The following is a 15,718-nucleotide window of genomic DNA, read 5'->3' as shown; positions in this document are numbered from 1 at the left end:
CTCACGACACCGCCACCACCCTTAGGGAGATCATAGGCTCACGGTGCGTCAGGCGCAGGAGGGACACTCCAAGCTCCGTGCCTCTCCCCATGACCGGGCGCCGGGGTGAGCGGAGAGATGTACGGCTCGCCAGACTGGGCTGCCTTGGCCAGGGCTGCGTAGGCCTCCATGATCAACCGTTTGGTGCGGTACTCGCCGAAGGCGATGATGTCCTTGCCTCGAACGATGGGGAAGGTGTCCATGACATAGTCGGCCTCAGCCTCGGTGAGACCGTAGAGATGGAACATGGCGGCGTCGAGCTCGGCGCGGATGAGTGCGCGGCGTGACTCGTCCCAACGGAAGGGCGGGCCGTCGTCGCCGAGGTCGCGGGCGAAGGAGGCGACGTCATGGGCAGTGTAGGTGAGTTCGAGGACGCGGGGGTCTAGCCACGTTTGTGCTGAACACTGCCGATCCCATGGCAGCGTCTCCTGAAAATCTACTGGGGACAGGACTGGTGCTTGCTTAAAATAGCTCTGTGTCAGGTGAATCCCCGACATCTTCTGCCGCACGCTGTAGTCAAAAACAAAACTGTTCAGATTTGCGATGAGAGCGGCAGGAGAGCCTTGGGTCGGCAGCACAAGCGGCGCAGTGTGGCCAACAGCAGCCCTTGGCAAGACGGCCGTAATCGCAGTCCTTTCATTTGTCGGATTAGTAATATCTCTCCACCCGAGCAGCCATCCGTTCTGCCACCTATCCCGTAGTCGATTGTCCACGTCGCACTCGGACATCCAATAACGCGGAATCGGCCCCCGGAAGGGGTCGTTCTTCTCCTCCAGCGTTAGTCGAGGCAGTTCGGTGTCCTGGCTGCCTTCGGCTCGCTTGCTGTAACAGGACAGACGGTGGTCGTAGTGATGGATGAACTTTGCCTCATACAGCGGCAGCAGCCTATGAACATCGTCGGTGAAAACGTTGCCCTTCAGGCGCATTCCACCAGCCTCCAGTTCCAGCTGCTCCCAGAACATGTCCGAGTCATTCGCCATGTCAAACATGCGCAGAAACGAAAGTCCCCATGGATTTGATTCCCCCTCACCATTCTCATCCGGGTCTCGCCACAGTACTGGCACTCGCCGGTATACGCCGAGGGTGATATCCGCATCCTGCTGAGTGCGGAACATCGGCATGGTGCCGGTATTGGGGTTCACCAACAGCAGGTCCTGCGGGTTCACTTGGATGCGCTCACCCCGTGGAGGAAGCTCATCCGGGTGCTTCGCCAGCGTCCATGATTCGGCCTCTTCGACCTCGACGTCGCGCCCGGTGACGGTCATTAGGGAGAATCGGTAGCGGCGGTTGCCGACATCGGTCCAGATCCTCGGGTTGGTGACGAAGTCCAGAAGCGAGTCCAACCGACGCTGTTTCAGGATGTCGCGGAAGAAGGGGGCGGTGGTGGAGTCCACTGCAATGCCGGTTGGCACGATGACACCCGTACGACCCCGCCCCGCTGTCAGTTGGCGTGCCGTCTCGGCGAACACCGAATAGGTGTTGACGTCGCCCTGTCCGGTGAGCGGGAATCGACCGGAGTCCCGCAGCAGGTGAAGTTCCCCTTCCGAGCGACGCCGGGCCCTGCGAAACGCTTCGTAATGATGCTGTTGGTCCTTGTCCTTGGCGAGCTTGGCGATCAGGCGATCCCGTGCCGCCTTGCTCGCCGCCGCCGCGATCTCCGGGACGAGGGGAGCGAAGAACTCCTTGTCTTGGAGCTTGACCCGGTCCCACGGCGGGTTGCCGAGCACGCAGGAGAAGCCGCCGCTCCAGCCCAGCTTCGGGTCGAACCCGGCTGCCTCATCGTCCGAGGTCTGGAAAATATGCGGGAACTCCAGATACCAGTGGAAGAAGCCGTAGTCGGCCGCGATACTGTCAACGGTGCTGTCAGTTACCGAACCCATGCTTCCGCTTTTAGCGAGCCTGCGCCAGGTGTCGGCGGTCATGCCTTCCGGTCCGCCGACGTACGTGGGCCACACGAAGGCCGCGCACCAGGCATCAGCCGTGCGTCGGTCCTTCACCTTCGGCTCGGAACGCTGCCATTTGCGGTACTGCGACACCTGCCGGTGAACATCGGCGAGGGTGCGACCAGGGCGCTTGTGGATCTCGGCGAGGGCTTCGGCGTGATGGGCATTTCCTGTTGCGACCCCGAAGTCACCGGTGGAGAACAGGGCATCCTGCCTAGCCTCGCGCTCCATCCGGTTGCGGCTGCGCAGCAGGGTCACCTGCTTCTTGTCATCGAGTTCCAACGCCAGGTACGCGGCGTCGGGGATGCCTTGTTTCATCAGCGCCGGCGTTGTTCCCAACAACGCGTTGCCGTGCCTCATGTGTGCGTCCAGGAAGGACATTGGTCGTGGCTTGCCGGGCTCCAGGGCCTGCATCCACAAGGCAAATTTGGCGAGGTCCACGGCCATCGGGTTGAGGTCGACACCATGGATGCAACGGGCTACCACTTCCGGCAGCCAGCGTTCCACCGCCTCCACTGGCGGTTCTGCCTCCTGTGTGTGGACGACAGCGATGCGCTTGGCGATCCTGCGGGCGGCCGCGACGAGGAAGTGCCCCGATCCACAGGCTGGATCGCACACCGTGACCGCAAGCAGGGCCTTAACCGGGTCGGCTTGCCGTGCCGCTTCATCGAGCACTGGGTCGAGTGCGGAGTCGAGCAGCATGTCGACGAGAGCGGTCGGGGTGTAGTAGGAGCCGGAGGTCTTGCGCGAGTGCCCGGCGGAGTTGCGGAACTGGTAGGTCCTACGGGTGGGATCCGGGTCCGGGTCGAGGGCCAGCAGCCACTCGTATACGCCGCCTAGCTCCTCGGCGCCCAAGTGACGGTAGTCGACCGGCAACCACCGCGTTCCATCCTCGCTGCGTACCCGCGCGAGACTCCGGATGGCCGCCAACAGCCGATCGTTAGGCAGATCCAGCGAAGCCAGGCTTAGTTTCTCCGCCAACTGGTCCTGCTGGCCAACGTCGTACACGCCGCCGAGTCCGGGCAGTGCGAGTCGCGGATCGCCTTCCTCGTCGCCAAGAGCACGCAACACCATGGTGAAGGACTGCCACAGGTCGTCCCTGCGGTCGCCCTTCATCGTCAGTGAGAGCTGGCGCAGCCTGGCACTGGAGAAGTACTTCTCGTAGCGTTCCCGCGCCGTGGGATCGGCCCCTGGTTCGAACAGTGCCTGCCGATCCTCGGCGACGAACAGGAAGATCATGCGGTAGACAAGCCGCAGCAGGGCGTCGTTGAGGCGCTTCTTCGTGATCGTGCCGTCCCGCAGGCCGCGGCGCAGCCTCTCGTTGGGTGAGACTGGTTGTTCGCCAGCGGGCTTGCCCGGTACGGCAAGTGGGGTTCGTCCGTCGTGGCTCAGAAAGCCGGTGCCGAGTTCCTCCACGGCCTGCTGGAGTCCATCGCTCAGGCCCCGAAGGAATCGGGAACCGCTCTCAATGGCCTCGGCGCGCCACCGCTCCAGCCAGCAGTCAGCAGCGGTGAGCCGCGTCTCGTCCTCGTCCTCGCGCGGTAGCAGGTCGATGCGCGAGGCGTGCAGCAGGGCGAACAGCAGGAAAAAGTCGGGGTAGAGGTCACCGTCGAAGATGGACTCAAGGTCGAACTCAACGTAGGCAGAGCCGACCAGCGATGTTGAGTCGCGGACGAGCCGCAGGATCCTGCCGTTGGACAACGCCCCCCACAAGAGGGCGCCTCCGGTGTTGAGGCAGTCCTGGAGCATGGCCTGGGGAACCCTGCCGCCGCCGGCTGGCCGGTGGTCGAGCTGGGTGTGCCACGACACCATGTGCACCGGGAAGTGTTCGCGATGCAGGTGACTGACTGGGAAGGTCCTTCCGCCAGCGGTAAGGCCCCTGATGGTGGGTAGCTGTCCGTAGCCGAGTTCAGCGAAGAGAGGCAGCAGCCACTTCTTGCGCGTCAGCGTGGTACCGCGGTCAGTGGAGGGCAGGGCCGCCAGCTGGTCCCGGTAGGCGCGGTAGACGCCTTGTAGGTAGGCCCAGGAGCGACTGACAGCGTCACCGAGGCGGCCGACTGGTAGCCCATACTCCCCGGGGGTGGTGCCGGGGAGGCTCCGGTCGCCGCCGGCGATCCTGGAGAGGATCTCCGGGGAGAGCACTCCGCCTTCGATCCGGACTGCCGTGAAACCGTCGGTGGCTGGCAGCAGTGATGCGGGGGAGCTCACTCGTTGCCTCCGTGGGCGATCGGAGCCGAGGAACCTGTGACGGCTGGAACGTAGACGTAGACGCCAAGGACGTCAGCCGAGGGCTGGAATTTCACCTTCAACCCTTCGCGTGCGGCGGAGGCTGACTTGCGCACCCGTCGGTGGGCGGAGAGCAGCTCATCAGCCGCTTCGACCCCTTGTGCGTCCAGTGCATCCTGGACTCGGTCGAGTGCCCTGATCGCCCTGTGCGAATACTGCTCAATGTGCTCGGGGAGTGCGTTGGCGGTGGGAACTGCGGACAGCACCTCGCGCACCTCTGCATGGTCCAGCCATCGCGGCTCGCTCGCCGGGCCCTGGTACGCGAGGACACGCGCCTCCTCGGCAACGGTGGGTGTCCGACCCCGGCCGGGCAGCGTCACGTGGTGGCGGAACCGAACGAGTAGCAGCGTGGTGGTGGCAGTGACTGCGTCAGTGCGGATGACGCCGCACCGTCGTGCTAGGCGTCGGGGTCCAGCTAGCGAACCATCGAGCGAGGTGTCAAGGACCCACTGGGCGAGAGCCAGCACTCTCCGGTCGGAACGGTTCAGTGCTGATTCATCACTACGTCCCCCCGGCTCCTCGCGGAAGGTGACCTCGGTCAGTGCTCTGCCGTCTGAGGATTGGAGCTCGCGGAGCAGTGTCGCGGGAAGGCCCGTCAAGTCCGCGGTGAAGTCCGCCGACCTTGTGACAGGCAGCTCCCCCAGCAATGTCTGCGCCGGTGAGTCACTGCTGACATCGGCCTTCCTGCCCGCCTTCCCAGGCCCCTGTCCTGGGGGATCAGCCGGCCGCAAGGAAGCCCCGAGCTTCTCCAAGGTGGTCCGTACGAACGCGGACACCTCTTCGCGGCTGCCGATGGCCTCGGTGACCGCGTTGAGCTCCTGCTGCATCTCCTCGGTGTGGATGGTGCGCTGCGCGTAGCGGGTGACGGCCTTGGACTCGCGTTCGGCCGCGTCCCGCCACTTGCGGTCCAGGTCCTTGGCTCGTTCCTCCACGTCCACGTCGAAGGTGAGCTGGCGGTCCTCCCTGCCGCGTAGCAGCAGTCCCTGCACCAGTGCCTGCACCAGGCTCTCCCCGGCATCGGGCACGGGGACTGCCACTCCGGTGGCCTTCTGAATCGCTCGGTGTTTGCGAAGCAGAACCTCAAGGACGACGCCGTCGATGCCGTTGTCCTCGCCGTACAGGGTGACGGCGCGGACGTAGGTGGACCGCTGCCCGAAGCGGTCGACTCGGCCTTCCCGCTGTTCCAGGCGCGTCGGATTCCAGGGCAGGTCGTAGTGCACGACGGCCTGGAACCCGTGCTGGAGGTTGATGCCCTCGGACAGGCAGTCGGTGGCGACGAGCACCCGTCGTGCGTCGGCGTTCTGGGTGAACACCCGGATCCGGTCCTCGCGCTCTTTCGGCGGCTGCTTCCCCGTGACGTACTCGACCTCAATCTTGCCTAGTACGGACTTCAAGTGCGTGGCGACATACTCCGCCGTGGGGATGTAGCGGCAGAAGACAATGGGGTTGTAACCCGCGCTGCTGAGCGACCGGACCTGCTTGGCCACCTCGAAGAGTTTGCGATCCCGCTCGGGTCCAGCCAGTTCACGGGCCCTGTCCGCGAACCGCTTCAGCCGCCGCCGCTCGTCCGCCAGCAGCGCCTTCTCCCGGTCGCTAAGTGGGCGCCCCGCCTCCGCGGCGGCGAGCGCGGCCACCGGGATCAGCGCCTCGGCGGAATCTCCGGCCGGGGCCGCGTCGGCGCCCTCATCGGTGTCGTCCTCGGTGCCGTCGAGTACGGCGGCCCGTCCGAGCTGCTCGATCTCCTCCTCGGACAAGCCCTCGATCGCGGCCCGGGTCTCCAGCGTGGCGGCGGCTGCCATCGGAGAGGAGGCGAGGGAACGCAGGAGGGCGAGGGCCGACCACCATCGGATGCGGTCCCGGGTGGCACCGCTGCTGGTGCGCACCGTCTCACGGGCATAGGCCAGCACGTCCTGGGTGAGGTCCGCGTAGTCGTCGTGCATCCGGAACGGGACATCACGGATCTGCCGCTGGTCCGGGAAGTGGGTCTCCTCCTTGAGGAAGGTCTTGATGTCGCGCCGACGGCGCTGCACAAAGTACTTAGCGAGCCGGGCGCGATCCTCGGACTGGGCAGGATCAAAGGAACCCGTCACAGGGTCGAACTGCGGATCGAGCAGGCCGATAAGGCAACGGAAGGTCTGCTCCTTGCCACTGTGCGGTGTCGCGGTGACGAGGAGGAGGTGGCGCTGCTTCGAGGCCGCAAGCTCCTTCAGAAGCTCGTAGCGCAGCTGACGTTGCCGACCCGCGCGGTCCGCAGCGTCGGGCACGCAGGTGTGCGCCTCGTCGACGATGATCAGATCTGGTGCCGCTCGCAGGAACTGGCTGCGCTTTTCCTCCCGCTTGATGAACTCCGTCGAGACGATCGTGTAGGGGTAACGCTCGAAGAGACTCTGTGTACCCATCAGGTCGCGTTCGAGCTTCTTGACCGTGCTGGGCAGCACCTGGGCCGCCTCGATTCCGAACTTGTCCCGCAGCTCGTCCTGCCACTGCTGGGCAAGCGCCGGTGGGCAGAGCACGGCGAATCCGTCGACCTGTCCTTGGGCCAGCAGTTCCTTGGCGATGAGGCCGGACTCCACGGTCTTGCCGATGCCGACGTCGTCGGCGATCAGCAACCTGGTTACGTCCATACCCAGGGACATGAGCAGCGGAACGAGCTGGTAGCGACGGGGTTCGAAGTTGAGCTGCGCCAGCGACCGGAATGGACCGGCGCTGTCCCGAAACCCGATCTGGAGGGCGGTGCGCAGCAGGGCAGCACTGCTGTGGTCGCCGACCTCGCCCGGCAAGCTGCTTGGTCGGGGAAAGCGGGCGTCGGTGACCTCGTCGGCGAACAGGCCGGCGGTGAAGGCAGCGTCGCCGCCGAGCGGCCGGGCGACCACGAAGTCCTTGGTGAACTCCTGGACGACCCAGTCCCGGCCGCGGGCTGCCACCAGACTGCCGATCTTGTAGTCGGTCACCGAACTCCTCCGGACCCAAACACGTTGGGGTAGCGATCAACGATTCCCTGCCAGTGATCAGTGTGCCCGAAACGGATGACCAGCCAGCCGGAGTCCATCAGTCTGTCCTCCGTATCCTCGTCCCGCTGGTGTTGCGTGGGAATGTCGTGGTGGGAACCGTCGACGAAGACGGCGACTTCCGCACCCGGCAACCGGTAGACGAAGTCGGGCCGCGCACCCAGCTGCGGGAGCGGAACCTGGGCCTCGTCGGGCAACCGGAGTTCGCGCTGGGCGAGGAACTCCAGAAAGTTCCGCTCCAGCTCGCTACCGCTCTCTTCCTTGAGCGCGTCGAGGCGCTCGGCGGGGGTGGCAGCCAATCCGATTCCCCTGACAGTGGAAGCAGCTATCTGCTGGAGCAGACCGATCACCGAGGTCCGGTCGATAAGACGGTGTTCGCTCTGGTTGCTATAGGACAGCAGGCAGTCGTAGCAGCCAAGTTCGCAGGGCTCCGGCAAGCCGTTTCCAGCAGGGATGTCCTGCCCAGTGTCCGCGTTCACGTGCAGGATCGACAACGCCACAGAGGCGGCCTTTGCCAGGGCCTTCGGCTCCGACTGGAGCCGGCGCAGAACACCCGCTCCGCCTTCGGCGCTTTCCGTAAGGAGCATCCTCGCTCGGTCCTCGTGGTCGGGGAGCGGGAGAGAAGTCAGTTCGGAGTCCTCCAACTGGAAGGCCGCTTCGATACCACGTTCCAAGGCGTAGCGCAGGGTGGTCGCGGCAGTCTCGCTGACCGGACTGGTCAGGCGGAGCAGCAGGATGTTCCGGCGGTCCTCGACGAAGGGGACCACGGGACGGGAGATGTCCACGTCGCCGTAGCTGGCGTCTCCGTCCCGGCCTTCGGGATCGGCGGTCAGCGTATCGGCGAGCCACTTGCCGGTGGAGGTGTCGATGCGGTACCCGATACGGGCCTTGTCCTTGCGGCGCCGGCGCCCCTTGTTGATAACGCGCAGGCTGGCAGTGTCACCGTATGAGAGCTCAGCCAAGGTCTCGCCGTTCACCAGTGCATGTGCGTCGAGGCTCGCGGGTCGATCTCCATGGGAGTTGAATCGGTAGACGGTCTCCAACTCGAAGCCTGATCTGCGGCGTTCCTCCTCGTCCGAGGAAATTCGTTCCCGGCGCTCCGTGAACACGGTGGTGAGACGCATCAGATTAGGGATGTGGCCCGTCAGGACTTCGCCGCAGCCGTCGCAGACGTCGGTACCGGCCTGCTGCTGATGGAAGTAGCCGCAGTTGCGGCATACCCGGGCGGTCTCGGTATCGATCTCGCCCGGCTCGGCCACCGGCAACTGAACACGTTTCACCTCGTAGCGGGCACCTTCGTGGTAGATGAGTGCACCCGGGCCAAACTCACTGATTGCCAGGAATCGGGGCCGCTGAAGGTAGTCCCCTTCCAGGCTGGTTCCACGCGAGTGCCGGGAACCGGGAATGTAGGCGACCAGCGGTAGACGCGGAAACGAGTAACCGGGCAGGAAGCCCTCGGAGGCGAAGTAGCGGTACGTGTAGAAGTCGCTGAAACTCTGGCCGAGCTTCTTGCTGTCCTCGTTGCGGAGCAACTTGAGTTGGTTCTCCGCCTCGCGCCGACGGCGGGCGGCACGCTCGCGGCTCTGCGGGTTCAGGGACTGGTCTAGGACCCGCCGATTCTGCTCCTCCTGCTCCTCCAGCGCACCCTGGTACAGGTTCCGCCAACGGTCGCAAGCCTGGTTGAACCGCTGCGCGGCGCTTCGGACCACATCCGCCAACCAACGCGGACTCCACCACAGCGACTCGTCCAGGTCGAGCACCGACGCTAGGACATGTCGGGCTCGGTCCTCCGCCCGCCGCGCGGCGGCTGGGGAGAGCATCTGCGTCCAGATCTCCTCCCTGACCGGGTATCCACGCAGGGGGTCGCCCAGGTCGAGTACCTCGGGAAGGCTGGAGTGGAGGTCGGCTCCGGTCTCGGCCAGCCAGATCGCTTGGACGTGGCTGCGCACCAGGTCCTCGTTGGCCAGGTCGAGGCGGGGTGCCGCCACTCGCCCCTGCACCATGAACTGGGAACGGCGGAAGTAATACTGATCGTGGGCGTTGCCCGTGGCGCAATAGGTCGTGACGAGGGCCGGCTCGCCCGAGCGGCCTGCCCGACCGGACCGCTGCGCGTAGTTCGCCGGGGTCGGTGGAACGTTGCGCATTGCCACGGTGTTGAGGCTCTTGATGTCGACGCCCAACTCCATGGTCGGGGAGCAGTAGAGCAGTTGCAATGTCCCGGCGCTGAAATCCGTCTCGCGCTTGTCCCGGATGCGAGTGGGCACCTGAGCGGTGTGCTCGGCCGCCTGCAACCCCGCGAGAGTGTGTGCGAGGTCGGTGTAGAGCTCCCGGAAGAAAGCGTTCACTCGAGGGGCCGCCACGTCGTGCCGACGGCGCAGTAGGTCTCGCATGCCCTCGGCTCCATCCGAGGGCAACCAGACGAGTGAGGACGCCTTGACCCGGTAGCCCGGCGTGCCCATCTCCTTACGGTTCACCGCTTCCGTGACCAAATCGGCCTCACCCAGAACACGGAGCAGATGACTGATGATCCGCTGCGCGTCGTCCACGGAGAGCCGGTCCGGGAGGTGCGGAAATCTACCGGGGGCACGGAGGTAGCGGCCGAGCATCGAGCGACCGGTGAAGTGGACGTCCGAGCGGAAGCCGCCAGGACGCGCGGGCGCGGGATAGACGACTGCTGGTCGCGGCTCCGGATGGTTCTCGGCCAGCGCCCAGGGGCCGGCCAGCCATTGGTCTGAGCGGGAGCGCATGCGCTCGAAACCGGTCCGCGAGAGCACCTCCGCATCGACAGCGAGACTGCGGCGCATCTCGTCCAGGATCAGGCGCAGCAGCATCACGCGGTGCACGGGATCGTCCGACGCCAGGGCGGGGTGTCCGGTCTCCCACAAGTCCTCAGCTCGGGCAATCTCGTCCAGGGCCGGATAGTCGAAGCGGAGGAGCCCGGTTTGTTCAAGGCCTGGCATGGTTACCCGCCAGGAGCCCTGCAGGTCCTGGTAGAGAAGCAGTTCGACCACGCCCCGAAGGGCCGCGAGTGCGCTCTCCCGCTGGTGGCTGAACCGGACGTCAGCCTTTCCGGTGAAAGTCTCGATGGGGAGTGCCAGGGCGTCAGTGACCTGCTGCGCGAGTTCGTCGTAACGGAGCCCGTGGGCGCCCGCCGCACGCAAGGCGTGAACCAACGCCGCTCTCAGATGTGCGACCTGGACGAAGTCGTTGAAGTGTCCGGCCTGCAGGCTGGCGTCCTGCCGGTTGTCGACGAAGGTAAGCAGCTTCTGAGCTTCTTCGTCGAGTTCCTCTCCGGGGGGCTGGGTCCTTAGGCTGCGCACGATGCTGGCGCTGACTACGGTCATGGCGGAGCTGCGGCCCTCGACGTCGAGGCTGGCGAGTTTGGCGAAGTCTCTGCCGCGTACCTGCTCGTAGGAGACCCCGCATTCAGGGTTGAGGCAGAACAGGAACGGCGCAGGCACGAAGGCGGCAGCAAGTCCCTCGGCGGCACCGTCCTCCTCCTGATGCTCCGATCCGTCCGAACCGAGCTCCGTGCCGTCAAGCGCCACACGGACGCGGAGCGGCAGATATCGTCGGCGGTTGTCCACCACGGATACGCCCTCCGCCTCGCTTATCAGCCAGGACTCGGGGAGCCTTCCTGACTGGGCAGGGTTCGTGGGCCAAGGAGAATTTGAACTCACATACAAATAGCCGTCAGACGCCTGATCGTCGCTGGCTTCGTAGTCACGTCGCGGCTCGTAAACAATGTGTCCTGCACGCTCGGTGCGGTAGACAGCCAGGTACTCCTGTCCACACTCGCGACAGAAAGAGAGAGGCATTAGGAGTTTGCCCCGCTCCCCTTTTACAACCCGCTGGTAGCGCCGGGTAATGTGGCGTTCGGCTTCCGGTTCCAAGCTGACATGAACGGTGTCGCCCTTGGAGAGAAACTGGTGGAGGCGGAATGCGAAGAGTGGCCGGCGGGTGTGCAGATCCTTCGCTTTCGACCCTGCCCGTAGTACCGTTTCGATCGCTGTCCGGCAGGTTTCCTCGTCAATGTCAGTGGCCTCGCCCAGCCGTTGTGCTGCCTCGCGGATCGTCGTGGGATGCTGCCGTTCCAGGCTTCCGCCCTCGCCGGTCAACCCGAAAGTCCGCTCGATCCAGACAGCGAGCGGGTCTGCAGCGAGGTCCTCGTAGACTCGCCCACTTGTGGACGTGGCGATGCGCACGGCCGCCGCGAGGGTTTTCGAGGTCGGGGCCGGACCCAGGGTGGCTCGACGCAGAGTTTCGCCGATGACGAGGTCGGCGTGCACCGGCTCGTCCCCACCGAAGAGGCGAGTCGCCACCTCCGCGACATCAGTGCGCCGCTCTTTCTCGCCGCCTTCGTTCGACATAGTCGCCGAGGTACCAATGCACTGGAGGCTCGTCGCTTCGCAAGCGTCCCGAACCCTGCGGACCAAGAGGGCGACATCCGCCCCTTGCCGGCCTCGGTATGTGTGCAACTCGTCAAGCACCAAGAAGCGGAGGTCATGTGTGGCCTTGAGGAAGCTTTCCCGCTCCTTGTCCCTGGTCAGCAGGAGATCAAGCATGACGTAATTAGTGAGGATGATGTCCGGCTTATCCCGTAGGATCCGATGCCGCTCGGCATCGCTGTCCTGTCCTGTGTAGCGGGAGAAGCTCACCGGAGCCTCATCCTCGCCGTAGCCAGCCTGGAGGAACTTCTTGAGTTCCTTCAGTTGGCTGTTGGCCAGCGCGTTCATGGGGTAGACGATCACGGCACGGGTACGTCGCTCAGTGTCCCCGCGCTCACGGGCGCGGAGGACCTCGTTGACTATGGGCACGATGTACCCGAGGCTCTTGCCCGAACCAGTCCCTGTGGTTAGCACATAGCTCTTGCCGGTCCTGGCGGCCCTGATGGCTTCCAGTTGGTGGCGGTGGAAGGTGATCGGGGTTCCGCTCCCGGGCTCAGCGTCCTTGCCGCTCCTGAAGATCCGCGCGCACTCGCGGTGGAGAAGGCCGTCCGCGACCAGTTCCTCGACGGTCCCCCCTGGCTCGAACATCGGGTTTATTGACAGCCACGCGTCCGGCCACTGGCCGCCGCTTGCCAGGTCGTCGGCAACCGCTTGCCGGATGCGGGAATCACGGATGCCGACGAAGGACTCGGTGAAGCGCCGGTAGTCATCGATGAGCCGCCGGTGCACCTCGAAGACATCCACAGTCGCCAAACCCCTCTCGTTGCCGGACCGGCCTACATCATCTCGTATCACTGTGACAATCGATGGAGGTCAGACCGGCCGGGACCCACGATACGTAGTCTCGCCACACAGCCAACGAGTTGGCGACAGCAACAGGGTCGTCACTCTAGGTGTTCATCCGGCGATGCGGCCCTTCTCGATGTGGAAGATCGCGAGGGCTGCCGTGGTGGCGTCGTCTATAGGTTGCGCGAACAGGCTGACGAGCTGCAGCGCCTTGAAGCGCGTCGTCAGATCCGCGTCTTCTCCGCCAAGACCCGGCTCGACGACCTTATCGACCTGCTGCTGAGCGGCGACAAGCGCCGTCAGCAGGCTTCTTGCGGAACAGCTGGAAGGGAGGCAGGCGTGCCCTCATAGCCGGGTCGGAGATCGGGATCAGCCCGTCGGCGGCGATGTGTAGGGTGTCGAGCCAGCCGTGCCTACGGGCGCGCAGCTCACGTCGTGCTCGCAGCCCAGGCTGGCCAGTGAGGTCCCCAGGGGAAGCCGTCCGGGGCGTAGACAACCCGCGGTGACGGCAGCGGCGCCTTCGCCGTTCTGCTCAGCCCGCGGCTGCTCATGATGGAAGCGAGATTACTGGCCATTGAGACGTCGAGTGAAGCGGACCATCTGGGAGAAAATCGTCATGAGTCAGGCGTACTGGGACGAAAACCTCACACCCACCCGCCGCTCTCCGCACCGGCTCCCGTACCCTCCGTGCATGGTTTACGTCGTGGCGCTCCCTGCCCAGGAACTGGACCGCATCTACACGGACTTGCAGATCAAGCAATCCTTCACCAAGACCGTGGCACATCAGCCTCTCCACCGAACCCGGAACGGTTCAGTAAGCCTATGGGCAGGTTCTGGTCGTGCTGGCTGAGTCGCGCTCTACCCCGGGTCCGTCCGGTCTGATGCCATGGCAAGGCGAGCGCGAAGGACACCGTCAGCCTGGGGGGACTTTGGGCACATCCACGCGGTGGAGAGGTCCGAGCGGCGATCGGTGGAGCGCCGCAGCAGCGCGGCTGGCGCGCTGGCGGCCGGACCAACGGAACTCGGATCAGAGGCTGGAAGAGATCGCTGCGGATCATTTGCATGCCCTGCATGAGTCGCTCCGTACCGATCGATCAGCCTTCGAGCTGTATGAGACGGCGTGTGCAGCTGGCGAGCGGCTCGCCAAGGCTATGGGCTCGCTGGCGCAGCACGGCGCGGAGTCGGAGGACGCGCTCATCGCCCGACTCGTCTCGCAGGTCGGCGGAGACGGCGGCACGCTCGCGGATGCAGCAGTGCGCAGAGCGGTAATCGCCGCGATCGGCGATGTTCGTCACATCCATCCCGAGCTGGGCGACGCGATACAAGCAGGTGGCTCGAGCAGCGGCTTCGCCTGGGACATCCTGTGCGACCTCTATCAGGTGTTCTTCGCCGACATAGTGGCCGAGTTCCTGCGGTCCGCAGTCGCAGAACACGTGAAGCTGGCCGTGCCGGTGCTCATCGTCGCCGATCCGGAGAGCCGGATCGCCGACTGGGTAGCTGAGAAATTGGTGGGCCTGGTGCCGAACCCCTGTGAGGAGTCCGCTGAGGCGACGGGTCTCGCTGAGGCTCTCGACACCGCTCAGTCGACGGTGGATTCGGTGCAGAACCCGGCCGACGCACTCGTCGGGATCGCGCAATCACTGGTTCCTCGGGCGGTGGGCAGCGTGCTTGGTCTGGTTGACGAGGGGCCTTCCAGTGAGCAGGGAGCTGCGGCATGACGGACTCTACCAATTTCGTGTGGTGGCGCGGACACCGCGGGGACGGGGCACGCGATCCCCGTTGGAAGGAGGTCGGTGAGGACTCGTTCCAGGAGAGAGAGGGGCGCATCAGCGGTCGGCACCAGTTCCCCGGCCCAATACCAGACTGGGCTGAAGATCTGTTCCGGGTCGCCAGGGCCGTCTTCGTCAGTGACAAGTATGTTCGCCGCACCGACAGCCTGGATCGCTGGACTCGCAACATCCGCCTCTCAGTGCCCGTTACCGACGTTGGGAGTTGGCGAACCGCAGCGGTCCGAACGCACCTCACCACACTTCTCCAGCTTCTCACCGGAGACGTCTGGGAGATTGACTTCCGGCACCTCACACTCAACCCGGTTCAGGAGGCGATGGCTGACGCCACCCAGCCGCAAGCCTCGGAAGTCGCTTTGTTCTCCGGCGGGCTGGACTCGCTGAGCTGGGCTGCCACCCGCGCAAACGCGGACGACTCCAGGCCTCTGCTTCTCGTCATGTTCCGGGAGATCGGTCTGCTGCGCCTCCAGCGCCGGGTGTATGAGGCCGCCAGGCAACTGGAACGAATTCGAGACGTGCTCCTCCTGCCGATGAGCCAGACGCCAAGAGGCGATGGCTCCGGAACGCGGCTGGAAACCTCCTCCCGCACTCGCGGTCTGTTGTATGCGACGGGTGCGATCCGTGTCGCGAGCGCGCACGGCGTGCCAACCGTCCACATCCCCGAGAACGGCCAGCTCGCCCTCAACCCGGCCCTGACGCCGGCGCGGTCCGCGGCCCTGTCCACACGGTCCGTGCACCCGTGGACCCTGCACCACCTGAATGCCCTGGTGACCACCATCGCCAACGCCGGCGACGCGGTACGGGTGATCAACCCCCTGGCGCGGCTGACGAAGGGCGAGGTGTGCGTGGCCGCGCTAGACGCCGGCCTGACCGCGTCCGACCTGGAGTCCACTTTGAGCTGTGGCAAGCCGCCCGCCCGCCGCAACGGCGGTCCTCGCCTCGCCAACTGCGGCGTCTGCTTTCCCTGCCTGGTACGTCGTTCCGGCCTGCTGAAGGCCAACGATAGAGACGGCACCGCGTACGAGGCGCTTCCGTGGGCGGAGAGCGTCCCCTTCCCGCGGACAGCCGACTGGCGCGCCCTTCAACGATGGCTGTTCAGCCCGTACTCCTCCACGGACCTCCTTACCGACCGCCCACTGCCTCCAGACGTGGACATTGCCGAGGCGTTCGACGTAATCCAACGCGGACGGAATGAGCTGGCTCGGCTGCTTTCGATGGCGGGCAGCACGAGCGCGGCATAGGTTCGCACGTCGTGCCCACGCAGCTGCCGCCGCACGAGGCGACCGAAAACGCGGCCAGGAGCGCCGACTGCCGAGGACCCACCTCCCTTGGGGGAAAAATGGGAGACGATCATGGAAAAACCGCCTCCCCACACCCACCCAGACCAACCCCTACCCACCCCCTGACCTGCGGTTTCCCGA

The 15,718-nt window shown here is 65.2% G+C and carries 6 protein-coding genes; 3 read left to right on the top strand and 3 right to left on the bottom strand.

What is annotated here, in order from left to right:
- Positions 1–38 precede the first annotated feature (38 nt).
- The 3 genes from AC3EVP_RS26835 to AC3EVP_RS26825 are packed head-to-tail and all read right to left on the bottom strand — an operon-like array spanning position 39 to position 12,468.
- Entirely contained in the window at positions 39–4,190 is a 4,152-nt protein-coding gene (locus tag AC3EVP_RS26835; protein WP_435134064.1) for an Eco57I restriction-modification methylase domain-containing protein, read from the bottom strand.
- Positions 4,187–7,219 (bottom strand): helicase-related protein, encoded by a 3,033-nt coding sequence (locus tag AC3EVP_RS26830; RefSeq protein ID WP_435134061.1) that lies wholly within the window; start codon positions 7,217–7,219, stop codon positions 4,187–4,189. Before AC3EVP_RS26830 ends, AC3EVP_RS26835 begins: the two co-directional genes overlap by 4 nt.
- Positions 7,216–12,468, bottom strand: coding sequence for a DEAD/DEAH box helicase (locus AC3EVP_RS26825; RefSeq protein WP_435134058.1), 5,253 nt, complete (start codon positions 12,466–12,468; stop codon positions 7,216–7,218). The genes AC3EVP_RS26830 and AC3EVP_RS26825 overlap by 4 nt, the downstream gene beginning before the upstream one ends.
- Before the next feature lie 180 nt (positions 12,469–12,648).
- Between AC3EVP_RS26825 and AC3EVP_RS26820 the strand changes: the two genes are divergently transcribed.
- From AC3EVP_RS26820 to AC3EVP_RS26810, 3 genes are all read left to right on the top strand, one after another.
- The gene (locus tag AC3EVP_RS26820; protein ID WP_435134055.1) at positions 12,649–12,861 is read left to right on the top strand and encodes a hypothetical protein; all 213 of its coding nucleotides are present in this window, start codon (positions 12,649–12,651) and stop codon (positions 12,859–12,861) included.
- 707 nt (positions 12,862–13,568) lie between these two features.
- A complete protein-coding gene (locus AC3EVP_RS26815; protein ID WP_435134053.1) occupies positions 13,569–14,228 on the top strand; it encodes a hypothetical protein in 660 nt (219 codons plus the stop codon).
- Entirely contained in the window at positions 14,225–15,538 is a 1,314-nt protein-coding gene (locus tag AC3EVP_RS26810; protein ID WP_435134051.1) for a 7-cyano-7-deazaguanine synthase, read from the top strand. Before AC3EVP_RS26815 ends, AC3EVP_RS26810 begins: the two co-directional genes overlap by 4 nt.
- Positions 15,539–15,718: the final 180 nt, after the last annotated feature.

The organism is Actinacidiphila sp. bgisy144, from assembly GCF_057708105.1.
The sequence above is the reverse complement of the archived record's forward strand: the minus strand, read 5'-3'. Positions and strand labels throughout refer to the sequence as shown.